Here is an 18,304-nt window from a genome sequence, read left to right on the forward strand (position 1 = left end):
AGGCGGCGCTATGCGCCTGTCCGGGCTACCCCCTATTCCCGACAAACTCACCGCTGCCGGGAATAAGAAGAGGCTATTTAACGCTGATTGATCTGGTCGAAGGTGCCGCCGTTGGAGAAGTGCTCTTTCTGCGCTTTCGTCCAGCCGCCAAACACGTCATCAATGGTGAACAGCTTCAGTTTCGGGAACTCATCGGCGTATTTTTTCGCTATTTCAGGGTCACGCGGGCGATAGAAGTTCTTCGCCGCAATCTCCTGGCCTTCCGGCGAATAGAGGTACTTCAGATACGCTTCCGCCACCTGGCGAGTGCCCTTCTTGTCGACCACTTTATCCACCACGGAAACCGTCGGCTCGGCGAGAATCGATTCGCTCGGCGTCACGATCTCAAATTTATCTTTACCCAGCTCATTGGTCGCCAGCAGGGCTTCGTTTTCCCAGGCGATCAGCACATCGCCTATCCCGCGCTCTACGAAGGTGTTCGTCGCGCCCCGGGCGCCGGAATCCAGCACTTCGACGTTCTTAAACAGCGCTTTTACGAACTCCTGCGCCTTCGCCTGGTCGCCATTGTTCTGGTGCAGGGCGTAGCCCCAGGCCGCCAGATAGTTCCAGCGCGCGCCGCCGGAGCTTTTCGGGTTCGGGGTAATCACCGACACGCCTGGTTTAATCAGGTCGTTCCAGTCGTGAATCTGCTTCGGGTTGCCTTTACGTACGAGGAACACGATGGTGGAGGTATACGGCGCGGAGTTATCCGGCAGACGTTTCAGCCAGTTTTTGTCGATTCGGCCGCGTTCGGCAATTGCATCGACGTCATAGGCCAGCGCAAGGGTCACCACGTCGGCTTCAATACCGTTGATCACCGAGGTCGCCTGTTTGCCGGAGCCGCCGTGGGATTGACGAATTACCACGTTGTCGCCGGTTTCTTGCTTCCAGTGGGCGCTAAAAGCTTTGTTGTACTGTTCGTACAGCTCGCGCGTCGGATCGTAAGAAACGTTTAATAGTTGAATGTCTTTTGCCAGAACGCTGGCGGATGCCAGCAACAGAGTTAACCCCACGCCCCACTTATTCATCGCACCGCTCTCTTTATGTAGTGTTGTGATGGATTAAGCGTGCCAGAAAGCGGACTGATGATTAAAGAATAAAAAAAGATTGGCTATAACTTGCGAGTATATAGAACGGGGAAGTGTTGCCCCCTCCCGAACGGGAGAGGGCGGGAAGCGTTAGACTTCTTCCATACGGCCCAGCAGCGCCTGCAGACGATCCTGCCAGCCCTGCTGCTGTTCTTTCAGCTGACCGTTTTCACGCTCAAGCTCTTCACGGCTGTGCTGTGCGCTCTGTACTTCCTGCGCCAGCGTGTTGTTCTTCTCTTTCAGCTCTTCGATTTCCATCTGTAACAGAGTGATGGTATCAATCGCCTGCTGAACTTTAGATTCTAATTTCTCAAACACTTCTAATGACATCGTCATACCTCTCCTGAACTTGCAAGGCGTTGATAGAAACCGTCCGTTTCGTATACGCGTTGACGCCTTAACGAAAATTAGCGCACTACAGTGGTGATGTAGTCGATTGTATGAAGCCCCGTCGCCCCTGTCCAGCGACAACCCGCGTAGATTGCGGTTTGCGACACTTTTCAGCCTTTACCTGGTCCGTTCGCCGCTTTTACCCGGCAGTTTTTCGTAATTGTTAATCAAGGCGTAAAAAAATGCGCGGTGAAACGCTCCCGCAAACGACCGAACACGCGTTTATGGCGCGAAAACGCTCATTTTCTTGACGTGGTACACACATTTGAATTTCGATATTTCTCGTTTTTGTTCGTTAACGATAAATTAACACTATGCCTACATGGCAGCGTGGTCGCCTGCGACCTTCACACATACAATAATCATCACTACGCTTCAGGATTCGATTATGAGCCAAACATCAACACTAAAAGGCCAGTGCATCGCAGAGTTCCTCGGTACCGGGTTGTTGATCTTTTTCGGCGTTGGGTGCGTCGCTGCGCTTAAGGTCGCGGGAGCCAGCTTCGGTCAATGGGAAATCAGCATCATCTGGGGTCTGGGCGTCGCCATGGCGATTTACCTGACCGCAGGGGTTTCCGGTGCGCACCTTAACCCGGCGGTCACCATCGCGCTGTGGCTGTTCGCCTGTTTTGACGGTCGTAAAGTTGTTCCTTTTATCATTGCGCAATTCGCTGGCGCCTTTTGCGCTGCGGCTTTAGTTTACGGGCTTTATTACAATCTTTTCTTCGATTTCGAACATACCCACAATATGGTGCGCGGTAGCGTCGAAAGTCTCGAGCTGGCAGGCATTTTTTCTACTTACCCGAACCCGCATATCAATTTTGTGCAGGCCTTCGCGGTAGAAATGGTGATTACCGCTATCCTGATGGGCGTCATTCTGGCGCTGACCGACGATGGCAACGGCGTGCCGCGTGGCCCGCTGGCGCCGCTGCTGATTGGTCTGCTGATCGCCGTTATCGGCGCATCCATGGGCCCGCTGACCGGCTTCGCCATGAACCCGGCGCGTGATATCGGACCGAAAGCCTTCGCCTGGCTGGCAGGCTGGGGCAATGTCGCTTTCACCGGCGGCAAAGATATTCCTTATTTCCTGGTGCCGCTGTGCGCGCCAATCGTCGGTGCTGCGCTGGGCGCATTTTGCTACCGCAAGCTGATTGGCCGCCACCTGCCTTGCGACACCTGCGTCGTCGAAGAGAAAGAAGCCGCATCCCCCTCTACGACGCAACACAAAGCTTCGCTGTAATCTGACTACGGGACTCATACTATGACCGACAAAAAATATATCGTAGCGCTCGACCAGGGCACCACCAGCTCCCGCGCCGTGGTAATGGATCACGATGCCAATATCGTCAGCGTCTCTCAGCGAGAATTCGAACAAATTTATCCGCGCCCAGGCTGGGTTGAACACGACCCGATGGAGATCTGGGCATCGCAAAGCTCTACGCTGGTCGAAGTGCTGGCAAAAGCCGATATTAGCTCCGATGAAATCGCGGCTATCGGTATCACCAACCAGCGTGAAACAGCCATCGTGTGGGAGCGTGAAACCGGCAAGCCGATTTATAACGCTATCGTCTGGCAGTGCCGCCGTACCGCCGAAATCTGCGAGCAGCTCAAGCGCGACGGCATGGAAGAGTACATCCGCAAGGCCACCGGCCTGGTGGTTGACCCCTACTTCTCCGGCACCAAAGTGAAGTGGATCCTTGACCACGTCGAAGGCGCGCGCGAGCGCGCTAAACGCGGCGAGCTGCTGTTCGGCACCGTAGATACCTGGCTTATCTGGAAAATGACCCAGGGACGCGTTCACGTGACCGACTACACCAACGCCTCGCGTACCATGCTGTTCAATATCCACGAGCTGGACTGGGACGACAAAATGCTCGACGCGCTGGATATCCCGCGCGCCATGCTGCCGGAAGTGCGCAAATCTTCCGAAGTGTACGGCCAGACCAATATCGGCGGTAAGGGCGGGACGCGTATTCCGATCGCCGGTATCGCCGGCGACCAGCAGGCGGCGCTGTTCGGCCAGCTGTGCGTTAAAGAAGGGATGGCGAAAAACACCTACGGTACCGGCTGCTTTATGCTGATGAATACCGGCGAGAAAGCGGTGACGTCAACGCACGGCCTGCTGACCACCATCGCCTGCGGTCCGCGCGGTGAGGTGAACTATGCGCTGGAAGGCGCGGTGTTTATGGCGGGCGCCTCCATTCAGTGGCTGCGCGATGAGATGAAGCTAATTAGCGACGCGTTCGATTCCGAATATTTCGCCACCAAAGTGAAGGATACCAACGGCGTGTACGTCGTTCCGGCCTTTACCGGCCTCGGCGCGCCGTACTGGGACCCGTACGCCCGCGGCGCGATCTTCGGCCTGACCCGCGGCGTAAACTCCAACCACATTATTCGCGCCACGCTGGAGTCGATTGCCTATCAGACCCGCGACGTGCTGGAAGCGATGCAGGCTGACTCGGGGATCCGACTGCACGCCTTGCGCGTTGATGGCGGAGCGGTCGCCAACAACTTCCTGATGCAGTTCCAGTCCGATATTCTCGGCACCCGCGTGGAGCGCCCGGAAGTCCGTGAAGTCACCGCGCTGGGCGCAGCCTATCTGGCCGGTCTGGCGGTCGGTTTCTGGCAGAATCTGGATGAGCTGCAGGAGAAAGCCGTTATCGAGCGCGAGTTCCGTCCGGGAATTGAAACCACCGAGCGTAACTATCGCTACAGCGGCTGGAAGAAAGCGGTAAAACGCGCGCTGGCGTGGGAAGAGCACGACGAAGCGTAAGTTTGTTGAGGTATTCCCGGCTTGCGGCGTAAACGCCTTAGCCGGGCTACCAAAACCAAAAACCGCGCTGGCCTGTAGCGCAGCGTCTCCGGGTTTTTATCAGCCGAATACCGGCAGCAGCAGATAGAGCTTAATCACCAGCGCGTTAACGATATCGATAAAGAACGCGCCCACCATCGGCACCACCAGAAACGCCATGTGCGACGGACCGAAACGGTCGGTTATCGCCTGCATGTTGGCAATCGCCGTCGGCGTCGCGCCGAGGCCGAAACCACAGTGGCCGGCGGCCAGCACCGCGGCATCGTAGTTTTTACCCATCATCCGGTAGGTCACAAACACCGCATACAGCGCCATCGCTACCGTCTGCACCGCCAGAATGGCAATCATCGGCAGCGCCAACGACGCCAGCTCCCACAGCTTCAGGCTCATCAGCGCCATCGCCAGGAACAGCGACAGACTGACGTTACCCAGCACCGACACCGCGCGATCGAACACGCGATACAGCCCCAGCGCCGACAGGCTGTTGCTCAGGATCACGCCGATAAACAATACGCAAACGAAAGTGGGCAGTTCAAATACGGTTCCCGCCAGCAGTTGCGCAACGATCTTCCCTACCGTTAAGCAGATGGCGATCAGCGCAATGCTCTCAATCAGCACCAGCGAGGTGATCATGCGCCCCATATCCGGCTTTTCAAACGCGGTCGGCGCGAGCTGATCGTCCGGTGTGCCGTCAGGGGAAGAAGAGTGCTTAACCAGATAGCGCGCCACCGGCCCGCCGATCAGGCCGCCAAGGACGAGGCCGAAGGTTGCGCAAGCCATCGCCACTTCGGTGGCGTTGGCGAAACCATAGCGCTCAACAAACAACTTACTCCACGCCGCGCCAGTACCGTGGCCGCCGGAAAGGGTAATCGAACCGGCCAGCAGCCCCATCAACGGGTCGAGGCCCAGCAGCTTCGCCATGCCGATACCGAGGGCGTTTTGCAGCAGCAGCAGCCCCACCACCACAATCAGGAATGTCCCCACGACTTTACCGCCAGCCCGCAGGCTGGCGAGGTTGGCGTTGAGGCCGATAGTGGCGAAGAACGCCAGCATTAGCGGATCTTTCAGGCTCATATCGAAATCAATTTCGATATCCATGCTTTTCTTTAATACCAGCAGCGCCAGCGCGACCAGCAGGCCGCCCGCGACGGGCTCAGGAATGGTGTATTTCTTGAGGAAAGGAACGGTTTGAACGAGTTTTCTACCCAGTAGCAACACTAAAGTTGCGGCAACGAGCGTCGATAAGGTATCGAGATGAAACATAAAAAAGAGCTCCTTATAGGCGCATGATCCATTCACACGCGACGATATTCCCGGTGTCGATTGCTTCTCATCATGAGTAATCGGGAAGGGATTTTAAGCAGAAGTGTGGAAAAAAGGACAGGAAAAGATATTTTGTAGGGATATTGATGCGATCAAGCATACAAAATGTTAATAAATGTTTGTTGCCTATTCCTTGTATAAATATTTATCGCTAACGAGTGGCAAACGTTTGCTTTTAGTCTACAGTCCGATAAAATCCCCGCTTTGCCACCTTTGGGATTGTTGTGATGTCCGTTAACACCGCAGAGTCAGAAAATGCGCAACCGGTTGCGCACAAGCAAACCAGCGAATTAATCTACCGCCTCGAAGACCGCCCGCCGCTACCGCAAACCCTGTTCGCCGCGTTCCAGCACCTGCTGGCGATGTTTGTCGCGGTCATCACTCCGGCGCTGTTAATTTGCCAGGCCCTGGGCCTTCCGGCTCAGGATACGCAACACATCATCAGCATGTCCCTTTTCGCCTCCGGCGTGGCATCCATCATTCAAATCAAAGCCTGGGGCCCGGTCGGCTCCGGTCTACTTTCGATTCAGGGCACCAGCTTTAACTTCGTCGCGCCGCTGATCATGGGCGGCACCGCGCTGAAAACCGGCGGCGCCGATGTTCCGACCATGATGGCCGCGCTGTTCGGCACCCTGATGCTGGCCAGCTGTACGGAGATGGTTCTCTCCCGCGTCCTGCATCTCGCCCGCCGCATTATTACCCCGCTGGTCTCCGGCGTGGTGGTGATGATTATCGGCCTGTCGCTGATTCAGGTTGGCCTGACCTCCATCGGCGGCGGCTACGCGGCTATGGCCGATCACACCTTCGGCGCGCCGAAAAATCTGCTGCTGGCGGGCATCGTGCTGGCGCTGATCATTATCCTTAACCGCCAGCGCAACCCATATCTGCGCATCGCTTCGCTGGTTATCGCGATGGCGGCCGGCTACCTGGCGGCATGGTTGCTCGATATGCTGCCGGCCAATACCGCGCCGACGGAAAGCAGCCTGATTATGGTGCCTACGCCGCTGTACTACGGGCTGGGCATCGACTGGAACCTGCTGCTGCCGCTGATGCTGGTGTTTATGATTACCTCGCTGGAAACCATCGGCGATATTACCGCCACCTCTGACGTCTCCGAGCAGCCGGTTTCCGGCCCGCTCTATATGAAGCGTCTGAAGGGCGGCGTGCTGGCTAACGGCCTGAACTCCTTCGTCTCGGCGGTATTCAATACCTTCCCGAACTCCTGCTTTGGCCAGAACAACGGCGTGATACAGCTGACCGGCGTCGCCAGCCGCTATGTCGGTTTCGTGGTCGCGCTGATGCTGATCGTGCTCGGGCTGTTCCCGGCGGTGAGCGGTTTTGTACAGCATATTCCTGAGCCGGTGCTCGGCGGCGCGACGCTGGTCATGTTCGGCACCATTGCCGCCTCCGGCGTGCGTATCGTCTCCCGCGAGCCGCTGAACCGCCGGGCGATCCTGATTATCGCCCTGTCGCTGGCCGTCGGCCTTGGCGTCTCCCAGCAGCCGCTGATCCTGCAGTTCGCCCCTGACTGGCTGAAGAACCTGCTCTCCTCGGGTATCGCTGCTGGCGGTATCACGGCGATTGTGCTGAATCTGATTTTCCCGCCAGAGAAAAACTGATCCTCTCTGACGCTCCGGCCGCGCGATGCTGGCCGGGGCGTCTGCATCATCAATCTCACATCATCTCATTACACAATTCCTGTCTTGAGGATTGCGCATAATTCGGGCATAACAGCCTTATGTGCCTCGCTCAGGATCGAAGATCATGAAATTTCTCAGAAAGCTGATTCTCTGGCTGCTGATTGCCCTGCTGGTGGTGATTATTGCCGCTTACTTCCTGCTGCAAACCCAGTGGGGTGGGCGCCAGGCCAGCGCCTGGCTAAGCGACGGCACCGGCTGGAAGGTTTCTTTCAACAAGATGAACCATAATTTCTCCTCGCCGATGCACCTGCAGCTGCAAAACGTCACCCTCGGCCGCGACGGCAAACCCGCCACGCTGGTGGCGCAAACGGTGGATATTGGTTTTAGCAGCCGCCAGTTTAGCGACCCGCTGCATGCCGACGAAATCGTCCTCAGCGACGGCACGCTAAACTTTTCCCCTTCCTCTGCGGCGCTGCCGTTCGCCGCCGACCGTCTGCAGCTGCGCAATATGGCGTTCAACAGCCCGGAGAGCGACTGGGATCTGAGCGCGCAGCGCGTCACCGGCGGCGTCAGCCCGTGGGCGCCGGAAGCGGGCAACGTGCTCGGCAAGAAAACGCAGATTCAGATCAGCGCCGGTTCGATGACGCTCAACGGTATTGAAGCCAGCAACGTGCTGATTCAGGGGAATATTGATAACGGCGAAGTGTCCCTCTCGACCATTGGAGCGGACGTCGCCCGCGGTACGCTCACCGGCACGGCGAAACGCAGCGCCGACGGCGGCTGGCAGGTCGATAATTTGCGCCTCAGCGAAATCCGCCTGCAAAGCGATAAATCCCTCGCCGACTTTTTCGCGCCGCTGACTACCCTGCCCTCGCTACAGATTGGCCGCCTTGATGTCACCGACGCTAGCCTGCAGGGGCCTGACTGGGCGATCGCCGGTCTCGACCTTAATCTGCGCAACCTCACCCTGAGCCGCGGCGACTGGCAAAGCCAGGAGGGTACGCTGTCGATGAACGCCAACGAGTTTATTTACGGCTCGTTGCACTTCCTCGACCCGATCCTTAACGCCGGGTTCTCACCGCAGGGCATCGCGCTGCGCCAGTTCACCTCACGCTGGGAGGGCGGCATGGTACGCACATCCGGCAACTGGCTGCGCGCCGGCCGCGCCCTGGTGCTGGATGACGCGGCGTTCGCCGGGCTGGAATACACCCTGCCGGACAACTGGAAGCAGCTGTGGATGGCGCCGCTGCCCGACTGGCTGCAAAGCCTGACGCTGAGAAAGTTCAGCGCCAGCCGCAACCTGATTATCGATATTGAACCGGCGTTCCCGTGGCAAATCACCGCGCTTGACGGCTACGGCGGCGAGCTGCAGCTGGTGAAAAACCGCAGCTGGGGCGTGTGGAGCGGTAGCGCGACGCTGAACGCCGCCGCCGCGACGTTTAACCGGATTGACGTCCGCCGCCCGTCGCTGAAGCTGAGCGCCAACGCCTCAACGGTGAACGTTAACGAGCTCAGCGCCTTTACCGAGCGTGGGATCCTGCAAGCCACCGCGGCGGTGTCGCAGCTCCCGCAGCGCCAGGTCAACCTGAGCCTCAACGGTCGCGGCGTGCCGCTGAATATTTTGCAGGCGTGGGGCTGGCCCGCGCTGCCGGTTTCCGGCGACGGGAACCTTCAGCTGACGGCGACCGGCAGCGTGCAGGCGGATGCGCCGCTGAAGCCGACCGTCAACGGGCAGCTTAGCGCGATAAATATGGAGAAACAGCAGGTGGCGCAGGTGATGCGCAACGGGGAGGTCTCCAGCCCCCAGCCCCCTTCAGCACCGGCGACAACGACTCCCTGACTTTCCCTCTCCCTCCCCCCTCTCCCCACGGGAGAGGGGCCTGTTCCGTTCGCGAAACCTGTTGCCATTAAGCGGCTGTTTGTACCTATTTCCCGCAACCTGTTCCTTTCAAATAACGGACTTGCTATAACAAAAATACTGGAAGTTAAAAAAATAATTAAAGTCCCTGAACCTACAAAAATAAAGGAACAACCATGTCCGTAATACGTCAGCGTATTCTGGAGAATATGCAAAAATTCTCCAGAGCAATGATCGGCGCAGTATTGTTCTTGCCGGTCATTGGCTTAATTTTGGCACTCAGTTCAGTCTTAACTAACCCAACATTAATTTCGGAGACCAGTTTTTTACACCAGCTCGGACAGCTCCTCGGCGATACCTTCTGGCCTTTATTCGGCAATCTGGGATTACTCTTTTGCGTCGGCATTAGCTATGGTCTGGCAAAAGATAAAAAAACCGAAGTCGCGCTGGTTTCGGTAATGTGTTTTATCATGTTTCTTGGCGCTAACCACTCGTGGCTGGAGCATACCCACGGCCTTGCGGAAAAAATTAACGGCGAATATTACGGTACCGGGCAGACTCAGCTGCTGGGCTTTGTGGTGGTCGATATGGGGGTTTTCCTCGGGATTATTCTCGGCTGCACCATCGCCTGGGTGCATAACAAAGTCTCGACGATTGAACTACCCGGCGCGCTCTCCATGTACGGCGGAGCCAAGCTGACGCTGGTGGCGATGACGCCGGTCGTCATTTTCTACGCCATCGCCTTTACCTGGTTCTGGCCGTTTATGACCCACGGCATCGCGGCGCTGACCGGTTTTATGAAAAACGCCGGCGTAGCGGGAGTCTTCGTTTACGGCTTCTTTGAAAAATTCCTCATCCCCACCGGCCTGCACCACTTCGTCTGGTCGCCGTTCCAGCTCACGCAAATCGGCGGCACGCTGAGCGTCGACGGCCAGGTCGTCTCCGGTACCCAGGCGATTTTCCTCGCCTATATGCGCCACCCGGATTTAACCCCGGTGATGAACGAGGCGCTGCGTTTCTCGCAGCAGGGGATGACCACCATCTTCGGCCTGGCCGGCGCCTCGTTGGCGTTTTACCACACGGCGAAACCGGAGAAAAAAATGATGGCCAAAGCGATTCTGCTACCGGCCATTATCACCTCCATGCTCACCGGCATCACCGAGCCGATTGAGTTTACCTTCCTGTTCGTTTCGCCGCTGCTGTGGGTGATCCACGCCACCTTAACCGCGGCCTCGCAGGCGATTTGCGACATCTTTACCGTGCGTCCCTGGGGCGCTTCCGGGCTGATTGAGTTCCTGATTTACAACCTGCCGCTGCCGGTATCCCTGACGCGCTGGCCCGGCTACGTGCTTATCGGGATCGGTCAGTTCGCCGTCTACTACGTTATCTTCCGCACCCTGGTCGTTAAGTTGAATCTCAAAACGCCGGGTCGTGAAGACGATGAAAACGTGAAGTTATATAGCAAGGCGGATTATCGTAAAAAAATGGGCGAACCGCAGTCGGTGACTAACGAAATTATCAATGGCTTGGGTGGTAAAGAGAACATTATTTCCGTCGACAACTGTTTCACCCGCCTGCGCGTCGCTATTCATAATATGGATCTGGTTGACGATACGATATTAAAAAGCACCGGCGCAAATGGCGTAGTACGAAATCGAAATGAAGTTCAGGTTATTTACGGCGTCAAAGTGGGACAGGTTCGTTCCCGGGTTGATAGCTGGCTAGCAGAAAATTAATTGGGAGTGATTTATGAAATTAACCGTATTAGGCGGGGGCGGCGTTCGCTCTGCGTTTCTGGCAAAATCTCTGGCATATAATGCGCACCGCATTGGGTTAACGGAAGTGGTATTTCTCGACAGCTCCGCGGAGAACCTGGCGATATTCGGCGAGATTGCCCGCTATGTGTTTAATGCTATTCGCCCGGATATTCACTTCAGCGTGACCAGCGACCCGGTGCCGGCGCTGAAAAATAGCCACTATGTGATCACCACCCTGCGGGTCGGCGGCGATGAGAGCCGGATCCGCGACGAGCGTATCGCCCTGGAGCACAATACGCTGGGTCAGGAGACCACCGGGGCGGGCGGATTCGCCATGGCGATGCGCTCCATTCCGGCGATTCTCAACTACTGCCGCCTGATTGAAGAACATGCCGCCGAAGACGCCATTCTGTTTAACTTCACCAACCCGTCGGGCCTGGTCACCGAGGCGATTATCAAATCCGGCTTTAAGCGTCGGGTGTACGGCATCTGCGACGCGCCGTCGGAGCTGATTCGCGAGCTGCCGGCAATCCTCGGCTGCGACGAGCGCGATCTCGGCGTCGAGTGCTACGGGCTGAACCACTTCTCCTGGTTTACCCACTTCACCGTGCGCGGCGAGGATGTCACCGAGCGCCTGATCGCCAGCCCGGACCTGTATCGCAAGACGGCAATGCAGTACTTTTCACCGGAGCTGGTTCAGCTGTGCGATAAGCAGCTGCTGAATGAATATCTTTATTACTACTACTATCGCGAAGTGGCTTTAAAAGCGATTCAGAACGCGCCGGAAACCCGCGGCGAGCAGATTGCCCTCATCAATCACGATATGCGCGAAGAGCTGCGGACCGTGGATGTGAAAGCCAACCCGGAAGCGGCGTTTACCCTCTGGATGAAGCACTATCTGCGCCGGGAAAATAGCTATATGCAGAACGAGTCGCAGCAGGAAAAATTCCATACCCGCGAGCCGTTGACCTTAAAGCAGTTTATCGAGGAGCCGGATACCGGCGGCTACGCGGGCGTGGCGCTGGATATTCTGGAGGCGGTCAACAGCACCGCCACCAAGCGTATCGTGGTGTCGATGTCGAACAACGGCACGCTGGACTTCCTGCGCCCGGATGATGTGATTGAGATCAGCTGCGACCTGAGTAAAGACGGCCTGAAGCCAGTGACACCGAAGCATGTGCCGACGGCGCAGAAAAATATGATCGCCAGCGTGAAAGAGTATGAGCGGCTGGCGGTGGCGGCGATTCTGCAGCGCGATAAATCGCTGGCGGTACGGGCGCTAATGGCGCATCCGCTGGTCGGCTCGTATTCGCTGGCGAAAACGTTGGTTGAAGCCTATCTCGACGATAAGCAGTTCGCCGACTGGCAATAAACGTCCGGTAAAATCCCCCGGATGGCGGCTAACGCCTTATCCGGGCTACGGGTTCGCCGCCGACTGCGGGCCGGGTAGCCCGGACAGGCGCGTCAGGCGCCGCCTCCGGGAAATGTGCCAGACCTGATAAATCAACGCTGTTTCCTCCCGGTGGCGCTGCGCTGACCGGGCTACGAGTTCACCACCGACTGCGGGTCGGGTAGCCAGGACAGCGCTTCAGGCGCCGCCTCCGGGAAAGGTGCCAGACCTGATAAATCAACGCTGTTTCCTCCCGGTGGCGCTGCGCTGACCGGGCTACGGGTTCACCGCCGACTGCGGGCCGGTAGCCCGGACAGGCGCTTCAGGCGCCGCCTCCGGGAAAGGTGCCAGACCTGATAAATCAACGCTGTTTCCTCCCGGTGGCGCTGCGCTGACCGGGCTACGGGTTCACCGCCGACTGCGGGCCGGTAGCCCGGACAGGCGCTTCAGGCGCCGCCTCCGGGAAAGGTGCCAGACCTGATAAATCAACGCTGTTTCCTCCCGGTGGCGCTGCGCTGACCGGGCTACGGGTTCTCCACCGACTGCGGGCCGGGTAGCCAGGACAGGCGCTTCAGGCGCCGCCTCCGGGAAGGCCCGCCTGCATAAACCACATCTTCAGCAGCCGCTCAAAGCCGAGTATGCAGTAGCCGAAAAACGGATTGCTCCAGTAAATATCGTCATCAAACTTTTGCGGGTCATGAATGATAAACGCCGTATCCGCCGCCTGCGCCAGCGGGCTTTGATAATCGCCGGTAAAGCAGACCAGGTTAATCTCCTTGCCTTCCAGCGCTTTCACCCAGTTCAGCGCCGAACTGCTGCGTCCGGATTTGGAAATAATCCAGATCGAATCAAATTTGGCGGCGTTCTTCTGCTCGAGAATTTCGTAATCCGGCCACAGCGCCAGGCTGGCATTCACCCCGGTCACCAAAAATTTATTGTAGATATACTGGGCGATCAGCTGCGAAAAGCCGCTGCCGTGAATCAAAATGCGGTGATGTTGCAGGCTTTCCAGCAGCGGAGCTATCCGCTCCGCCGGCTGAATGCTCATATAATCGATGTCGTTGGTCACATCGAGTTTGGGCATGGTGATATTGAATTTAATAAAATAGACCAGCTCCAGCCAGCCGCTGAATTTCAGCTTCTTCGCCAGGCGCACCAGCGAAGAGGGATTGCTATAACAGTGCTCCGCCACGGCGCGGATCCCCTCGCGAACGCATTGCTCAGGATCGTTCTGAATAAAACGCAGCACGGTCATTTCCGTTTTGCTTAGCTTCACGTCACGAAAGATGTTTTCTAAATCCATACCGGGCTCCTCTCAGCGCTAAACTACGCTATCACCCGGCGGCGCTGGCGTCTGTGGTATCAATCACCAGAATGAAATGAACGTTACTTTTTTAGACAAAATGGAATAAAAAAAACCCTCCGCTAAAGAGGGTGGTGGATTCGGCAACGTCTATCTCTTTTCAGCGCCCATACTCACTGCACAATAACCATTTTTTTGGTTCATCTTCCTGAATCATCGGGAAGCGGCCGCTCTCTTCCAGAAAACGGTTATCGCGCTTATCATCGTTCACCATCGAAATTTCCCAGCCCATCACCAGCGCGTTTTCAGCCCAAAAACGGTGGTACAGCGTGGGCGGCAAGCAAACACCCTGTCCGGGGTTAAGAACCAGGGTTTCTGCCGGTTTCAGCGTGCGCTGGCGGCCATCAACCGCGACGCTCACGCTGCGCTGCATATCCAGCCGTTCATCTTCTGTTGCCCATGCCAGCTGCAGACAGAGCCGGCCACCGCCGCGGTTCAGAATGTCTTCCATTTTGTGATAATGAAAATGCCAGGGGGTTTGCTGATCCTGCTGAATCTGCAACATCTTCTCGGCGTAGGGTTTGGGATAGCGCGAATCGCCCGGCGCGCCATTGCGCAGGGTCAACAGCGTCAGTCCGGTTTCCTGAAAACGGCCGCTGCCAAAATCGGTAATATCCCAGCCAAGCTGTAGATCCCGAACTTCTCGCCACTCTTCAGTCCGCTTTTTCGCCCAGATATCGGCGGTAAAGCTGGCAAACTCGGGTAAGCAAATGCGAAAGGACTCGGCGATAGCGTGCGCTTTATCAATCGCGTAGTTAATCTGTGAACGTTTCATTTTCGACTCCGCTTCGGACGGCTAGCCAGGCTGCGCCGCGCATGCCGCTACTGTCGCCATGTCGGGCAGGCACGATGGGGGTAATGAAATGGTCGGTAAACACCAGCGGGGCGACATCCGCCTCCAGGTCGTTCACCAGCAGCGCCACGTTAGACAGACCGCCGCCGAGAACAATCACGCCGGGATCGATAAGATTCACCACCGTCGCCAGCGTCCGCGCCAGCTGCTGGCGAAAGCGCAGCACCTGCTCGCAGGCGGCATGCTCGCCCTCCAGCGCCCGGGCGATAATAGCCTGACTGCTGAGCGCCTCTTGGGTCAGCAGACGATAGCGCGCGCTCAGCCCGGTGCCGGAAATAAAGGACTCGACGCAGTTATATTTTCCGCAATAGCAGCGCGCGGGCGGCCCATCGTTGACCTCCTGATATCCCGGCAGCGTGATATGCCCGCACTCCGCCGCAATCCCTGACGCGCCGGGGAAAATCTGGCGATTAAGCGCAATACCGCCCCCGCATCCGGTCCCCAGCGTCATGCCAAATACCAGTGAATAATCGGCGCCTGCGCCATCGCAGGCCTCTGATAAAGCGAAACAGTTGCCATCGTTCGCCAGCACAACCGGCTGGCCCAGGCGCTGCTCAAGCTCATCCTGTAAGCGGCAGCCGTTGATGACCTGAATATTGGCATTGCGGATCTTGCCGCTCTGCGGGGAGATACTCCCCGGCAGGGCGATACCGATAGCCAAAGGCTGAGCCAGCTCATCACCAATCGCGGTGATTAACTCCACCAGCGTTGCAATAAACTGCTGCCGGGTCTGTTTTCGCGTTTCAACGCGAAAACGCCTCCATTCATGGCCCTGTTCATCCATCACTACGGCAGCGATTTTGCTCCCGCCGATATCCAGCCCCAAATACTTCATACCGGCCTCCTTATTCATAGCGAGGCAGGTTTCCCCGCCCCGCCGGGGGATTAGTACAGGCTGGCCTTGCCGGTTGAGCCAAACAGCTTCATTTTGTGGCGAATCACCTCGCGCGCGGCGTTAATCGGCTCCGGGTAAATCACATTCGGATCCCACCAGGTCTCTTTTGCCAGAATTTCGCGCGCTTTCTGGAAATAGGCATACTTCATATCGCTGGAAATATTGATTTTGCCGACGCCAAGCGTAACGGATTCCGCAATTTCCGCATCCGGATTAGCCGAGCCGCCGTGCAGCACCAGCGGAATCGACAGACGTCCGGCGATATCGCGCAGAATGTGCATCTGCAGCTTCGGCTGCATCCCCTTCGGATAGATACCGTGCGCGGTGCCAATCGCCACCGCCAGCGTATCCACGCCGGTGCGGGCGACGAAATCTTCCGCCTGCGCCGGGTCGGTATAGGTCACTTCTGACACGCCGCCTTCCACGGAAGTCCCGGTCTGACCGATGGTCCCCAGTTCACCTTCCACCGACACGCCTACCGCGTGCGCCAGCCGCACCACCTCGCGGGTCAGGGCCACGTTTTCTTCATAGGGCAGCAACGAGCCATCGATCATCACCGAGGTGAAGCCGCACTGGATAGCACGTAAAACATGTTCCACCGATGCGCCATGATCCAGATGCAGGGTGAAAGGCACGCGGCTGCGCTGGGTGATATCCCGCACGTAGCTAAAAAACGCGTCGCCAACAAAATCGTGCTCGCTAGGGTGAATGGAAATAATCGCCGGCGTATTTGTCGCTTCCGCCTCTTCCACCACGGCGCGGATAAAACAGCTATCCGCCACGTTAAATGCGCCGATAGCAAAACCGTGTTCACGGGTGGGTTTAAGTAATTCGTGCATTGAAACTAACATCGTTATTCTCCAGTTTCAGGGTGTAGTAAGCCTTGCCAGGGCATACGGGCGCCGGCATGGAAGGCATTACTGAAAGTTAATCAGGCTTTGTTGATAGAGCCGGATGCGCGTAAATAGGGGACGATGGCGTCAGCGCTGGCCTGCTCCATCACCGATAGCGCATCGGCCAGCTCAATGCTGCTGTCGTGGCACAGGGTGTGCAGCAGCGCCGCTTTCCCCGCTTCAAATACCGCCGCCCCAACGTTGATTTTTGCGACCCCGAATTCCGGGCAACGTTGCAGCTGCTCGAACGGCGTACCGCTCCCGCCGTGCAGCGCCAGCGGCACGGATGACGCGCGCTGTATCTGCGCCAGGCGGTCGAAATCGAGCATCGGTGTTACGCCGGGGGCGTACATACCGTGGGCGGTTCCCACGGAGACCGCCAGCAGGTCAATCCCGGTCTGTTCGATAAAGGGAGAGACGTCCTGCGGCTGGGTCATTAAATCGGCATTGCTGGCCTGGTCGTAGCGCGGCGCATCCGCCAGGTGCCCCAGTTCGCCCTCCACGCACAGCCCAACGCTGGCGGCCAGTTCAGCGACCGCTCGGGTCTGGCGGATGTTCTCCGCCAGCGCGAACGCCGAAGCATCGATCATTAACCCACTAAATCCGGCGCGGAAAGCCTGACGTATTTTTATCGGGTCTTTGCCGTGATCGAGACTTAACGTCACGGGTACGCTCGCTTCTTCCGCCAGTACCCTGACTACCGCCGCCGCCGTCGTCGCCGGAAAGTGCGACAGGTGACCCTGATACAGGTTGAGAATAATCGGCGCGCGATGTTTTTCCGCCACGCGCACCGCCGCGCGTGCGCTTTCCAGGTTCATGCAGTTAATCGCCAGCAGGGCATACCGTTCACGCCAGGCTTTGATCACCATACTTTTCATATCGGCAAACATAGGGCCTCCGTTTATTCGAGGGTAAAGGTGATTTCGTCGTCTTTGACCTTTTGGTCGTTCAGCTCATCAAACTCTTCATCGCGCTCGGTTACCGGCTTTTTCCACAGCGAGAGCATCACGCCGCAAATCACGGTGCCAATCGCCAGAGAGAGGCAGAACAGCAGGGGATGCGTAAAGAGCGGCACCACGAACATCCCACCGTGCGGCACCGGACTCTCGACGCCCCAGGTCATGATCAGGCCACCGGCCACCGCTGACGCCACCACGCAGGATCCCACGACGCGCAGCAGATCCCGGGCGGCGATGGGGATCACCCCTTCGGTGATCATGCAGATCCCCATCGGGAACGCGGCCTTCAGGGCTTCGCGTTCGGCACGGGTATATTTATGGCGGGTCAGCAGGAACGAGAGGGTGATACCGAACGGCGGGATTATCGAACCCACAAACTTCACCGCTTCCGGGCCGTAAACGCCGCTGACCAGCAGACCATCGGCAAACAGCGACATGGTTTTATTCACCGGACCGCCGAAGTCGAAGGTCGCCATGGCGCCAAGGATGGCGCCCAGCAGGAAACGCGAGCCGCCCTGCATCGACTCCAGCAGGTGGATCAGCGCGTCCTGCAGCCAGGCAATGGGCTTGCCGATCAGAGTCATCATCAGCAAACCGCTAATAATGGTGCTTAATACCGGCAGCACCATAATCGGCATCAGCCCCTGCATCGACTTCGGCAGCCGAATATAGTGCTTCAGCGCCAGTACCGTGTAGCCCACGAGGAAGCCGCCCAGCATGCCGCCAATAAAACCGGTATGAATTTGCCCGCAGACAAAACCCACGATCAAACCCGGAGCAAATCCAGGACGATCGGCAATGGAGTAAGCGATAGCGGCGCAGATCAAGGGTACAATCAGCCCCATTCCCCAGCCGCCGATTTGGTTTAACATCCACGGAATGGTGCCGGTTTTCTCGCCGACGTTCGTCCCGCCAAGGACTTGTCCCAGCGCGATACAGATCCCGGCGGCGACGATCAGCGGTATCATCCATGAAATACCGGTTAATAAATGCTTCTTAATTTCCTGTGAGACGGGAGTTTTATTCTCACTCATGGTAGATCCC

At 57.5% G+C, this 18,304-nt stretch carries 15 protein-coding genes; 6 read left to right on the forward strand and 9 right to left on the reverse strand.

From position 1 onward, the window contains the following. Nucleotides 1-77 precede the first annotated feature (77 nt). Both CMQ96_RS06290 and zapB read right to left on the reverse strand, forming a co-directional pair. Nucleotides 78-1,067, reverse strand: coding sequence for a sulfate ABC transporter substrate-binding protein (locus CMQ96_RS06290; RefSeq protein WP_004137680.1), 990 nt, complete (start codon nucleotides 1,065-1,067; stop codon nucleotides 78-80). A 150-nt stretch (nucleotides 1,068-1,217) separates the two neighbouring features. Further along, nucleotides 1,218-1,463, reverse strand: a complete 246-nt coding sequence (gene zapB / locus CMQ96_RS06295; protein ID WP_009652751.1) for a septal ring assembly protein ZapB — start codon at nucleotides 1,461-1,463, stop codon at nucleotides 1,218-1,220. 442 nt (nucleotides 1,464-1,905) lie between these two features. Between zapB and CMQ96_RS06300 the strand changes: the two genes are divergently transcribed. Beyond that, nucleotides 1,906-2,757, forward strand: a complete 852-nt coding sequence (locus tag CMQ96_RS06300) for an MIP/aquaporin family protein (RefSeq protein WP_004106970.1) — start codon at nucleotides 1,906-1,908, stop codon at nucleotides 2,755-2,757. Between the two features lie 21 nt (nucleotides 2,758-2,778). Beyond that, nucleotides 2,779-4,290: a glycerol kinase GlpK gene (gene glpK, locus CMQ96_RS06305; RefSeq protein WP_004126722.1), complete on the forward strand. Its 1,512-nt coding sequence runs from the start codon at nucleotides 2,779-2,781 to the stop codon at nucleotides 4,288-4,290. A gap of 99 nt (nucleotides 4,291-4,389) precedes the next feature. Here the strand turns inward: glpK and gltS are convergent, their stop codons facing one another. Continuing rightward, nucleotides 4,390-5,592, reverse strand: a complete 1,203-nt coding sequence (gltS, locus tag CMQ96_RS06310) for a sodium/glutamate symporter (RefSeq protein ID WP_024359700.1) — start codon at nucleotides 5,590-5,592, stop codon at nucleotides 4,390-4,392. Between the two features lie 287 nt (nucleotides 5,593-5,879). Here gltS and CMQ96_RS06315 point away from each other — a divergent pair, with 287 nt between their 5' ends. The 4 genes from CMQ96_RS06315 to CMQ96_RS06330 all read left to right on the forward strand — a co-directional run bounded on the left by CMQ96_RS06315 (nucleotide 5,880) and on the right by CMQ96_RS06330 (nucleotide 12,279). After that, the gene (locus tag CMQ96_RS06315; protein ID WP_004137676.1) at nucleotides 5,880-7,271 is read left to right on the forward strand and encodes an NCS2 family protein; all 1,392 of its coding nucleotides are present in this window, start codon (nucleotides 5,880-5,882) and stop codon (nucleotides 7,269-7,271) included. A gap of 145 nt (nucleotides 7,272-7,416) precedes the next feature. Next, the gene (locus CMQ96_RS06320) at nucleotides 7,417-9,132 is read left to right on the forward strand and encodes an AsmA family protein (protein ID WP_098066251.1); all 1,716 of its coding nucleotides are present in this window, start codon (nucleotides 7,417-7,419) and stop codon (nucleotides 9,130-9,132) included. 194 nt (nucleotides 9,133-9,326) lie between these two features. Beyond that, entirely contained in the window at nucleotides 9,327-10,886 is a 1,560-nt protein-coding gene (locus tag CMQ96_RS06325) for a PTS transporter subunit EIIC (protein WP_004137673.1), read from the forward strand. A gap of 13 nt (nucleotides 10,887-10,899) precedes the next feature. Then, the gene (locus tag CMQ96_RS06330; protein WP_098066254.1) at nucleotides 10,900-12,279 is read left to right on the forward strand and encodes a glycoside hydrolase; all 1,380 of its coding nucleotides are present in this window, start codon (nucleotides 10,900-10,902) and stop codon (nucleotides 12,277-12,279) included. Nucleotides 12,280-12,868: 589 nt separating this feature from the next. Here CMQ96_RS06330 and CMQ96_RS06335 read toward each other — a convergent pair. From CMQ96_RS06335 to CMQ96_RS06360, 6 genes are all read right to left on the reverse strand, one after another. After that, nucleotides 12,869-13,600 (reverse strand): MurR/RpiR family transcriptional regulator, encoded by a 732-nt coding sequence (locus tag CMQ96_RS06335; protein ID WP_004126732.1) that lies wholly within the window; start codon nucleotides 13,598-13,600, stop codon nucleotides 12,869-12,871. Nucleotides 13,601-13,760: 160 nt separating this feature from the next. Further along, nucleotides 13,761-14,435: a D-lyxose/D-mannose family sugar isomerase gene (locus tag CMQ96_RS06340; RefSeq protein WP_004137669.1), complete on the reverse strand. Its 675-nt coding sequence runs from the start codon at nucleotides 14,433-14,435 to the stop codon at nucleotides 13,761-13,763. Beyond that, nucleotides 14,416-15,348 carry an ROK family protein gene (locus tag CMQ96_RS06345; protein ID WP_024359695.1) on the reverse strand — a complete coding sequence of 311 codons (933 nt, stop codon included), beginning with the start codon at nucleotides 15,346-15,348 and terminating at the stop codon, nucleotides 14,416-14,418. The genes CMQ96_RS06340 and CMQ96_RS06345 overlap by 20 nt, the downstream gene beginning before the upstream one ends. A 50-nt stretch (nucleotides 15,349-15,398) precedes the next feature. After that, nucleotides 15,399-16,259: a ketose-bisphosphate aldolase gene (locus CMQ96_RS06350; RefSeq protein ID WP_064371537.1), complete on the reverse strand. Its 861-nt coding sequence runs from the start codon at nucleotides 16,257-16,259 to the stop codon at nucleotides 15,399-15,401. Between the two features lie 80 nt (nucleotides 16,260-16,339). Then, on the reverse strand, nucleotides 16,340-17,191 hold the full coding sequence (locus CMQ96_RS06355) for a class II fructose-bisphosphate aldolase (protein WP_098066257.1): 852 nt from the start codon (nucleotides 17,189-17,191) through the stop codon (nucleotides 16,340-16,342). 11 nt (nucleotides 17,192-17,202) lie between these two features. Then, complete coding sequence (locus CMQ96_RS06360) at nucleotides 17,203-18,294, reverse strand: PTS fructose transporter subunit IIC (protein ID WP_004137659.1); 1,092 nt, start codon at nucleotides 18,292-18,294, stop codon at nucleotides 17,203-17,205. Between the last annotated feature and the right edge of the window lie 10 nt (nucleotides 18,295-18,304).

The organism is Klebsiella sp. MBT K-1 (assembly GCF_002556465.1).
GTDB lineage: Bacteria > Pseudomonadota > Gammaproteobacteria > Enterobacterales > Enterobacteriaceae > Klebsiella > Klebsiella grimontii.

Excerpts from the sequence above, each read along its gene's own strand:
- CMQ96_RS06345 (WP_024359695.1), bottom strand. The coding sequence starts at position 15,348 with ATGAAGTATTTGGGGCTGGATATCGGCGGGAGCAAAATCGCTGCCGTA.
- glpK (WP_004126722.1), top strand. The coding sequence starts at position 2,779 with ATGACCGACAAAAAATATATCGTAGCGCTCGACCAGGGCACCACCAGC.
- CMQ96_RS06355 (WP_098066257.1), bottom strand. The coding sequence starts at position 17,191 with ATGTTTGCCGATATGAAAAGTATGGTGATCAAAGCCTGGCGTGAACGG.
- CMQ96_RS06360 (WP_004137659.1), bottom strand. The coding sequence starts at position 18,294 with ATGAGTGAGAATAAAACTCCCGTCTCACAGGAAATTAAGAAGCATTTA.
- CMQ96_RS06300 (WP_004106970.1), top strand. The coding sequence starts at position 1,906 with ATGAGCCAAACATCAACACTAAAAGGCCAGTGCATCGCAGAGTTCCTC.
- CMQ96_RS06290 (WP_004137680.1), bottom strand. The coding sequence starts at position 1,067 with ATGAATAAGTGGGGCGTGGGGTTAACTCTGTTGCTGGCATCCGCCAGC.
- CMQ96_RS06335 (WP_004126732.1), bottom strand. The coding sequence starts at position 13,600 with ATGGATTTAGAAAACATCTTTCGTGACGTGAAGCTAAGCAAAACGGAA.
- CMQ96_RS06330 (WP_098066254.1), top strand. The coding sequence starts at position 10,900 with ATGAAATTAACCGTATTAGGCGGGGGCGGCGTTCGCTCTGCGTTTCTG.
- gltS (WP_024359700.1), bottom strand. The coding sequence starts at position 5,592 with ATGTTTCATCTCGATACCTTATCGACGCTCGTTGCCGCAACTTTAGTG.
- CMQ96_RS06350 (WP_064371537.1), bottom strand. The coding sequence starts at position 16,259 with ATGTTAGTTTCAATGCACGAATTACTTAAACCCACCCGTGAACACGGT.
- CMQ96_RS06315 (WP_004137676.1), top strand. The coding sequence starts at position 5,880 with ATGTCCGTTAACACCGCAGAGTCAGAAAATGCGCAACCGGTTGCGCAC.
- zapB (WP_009652751.1), bottom strand. The coding sequence starts at position 1,463 with ATGACGATGTCATTAGAAGTGTTTGAGAAATTAGAATCTAAAGTTCAG.
- CMQ96_RS06325 (WP_004137673.1), top strand. The coding sequence starts at position 9,327 with ATGTCCGTAATACGTCAGCGTATTCTGGAGAATATGCAAAAATTCTCC.
- CMQ96_RS06320 (WP_098066251.1), top strand. The coding sequence starts at position 7,417 with ATGAAATTTCTCAGAAAGCTGATTCTCTGGCTGCTGATTGCCCTGCTG.
- CMQ96_RS06340 (WP_004137669.1), bottom strand. The coding sequence starts at position 14,435 with ATGAAACGTTCACAGATTAACTACGCGATTGATAAAGCGCACGCTATC.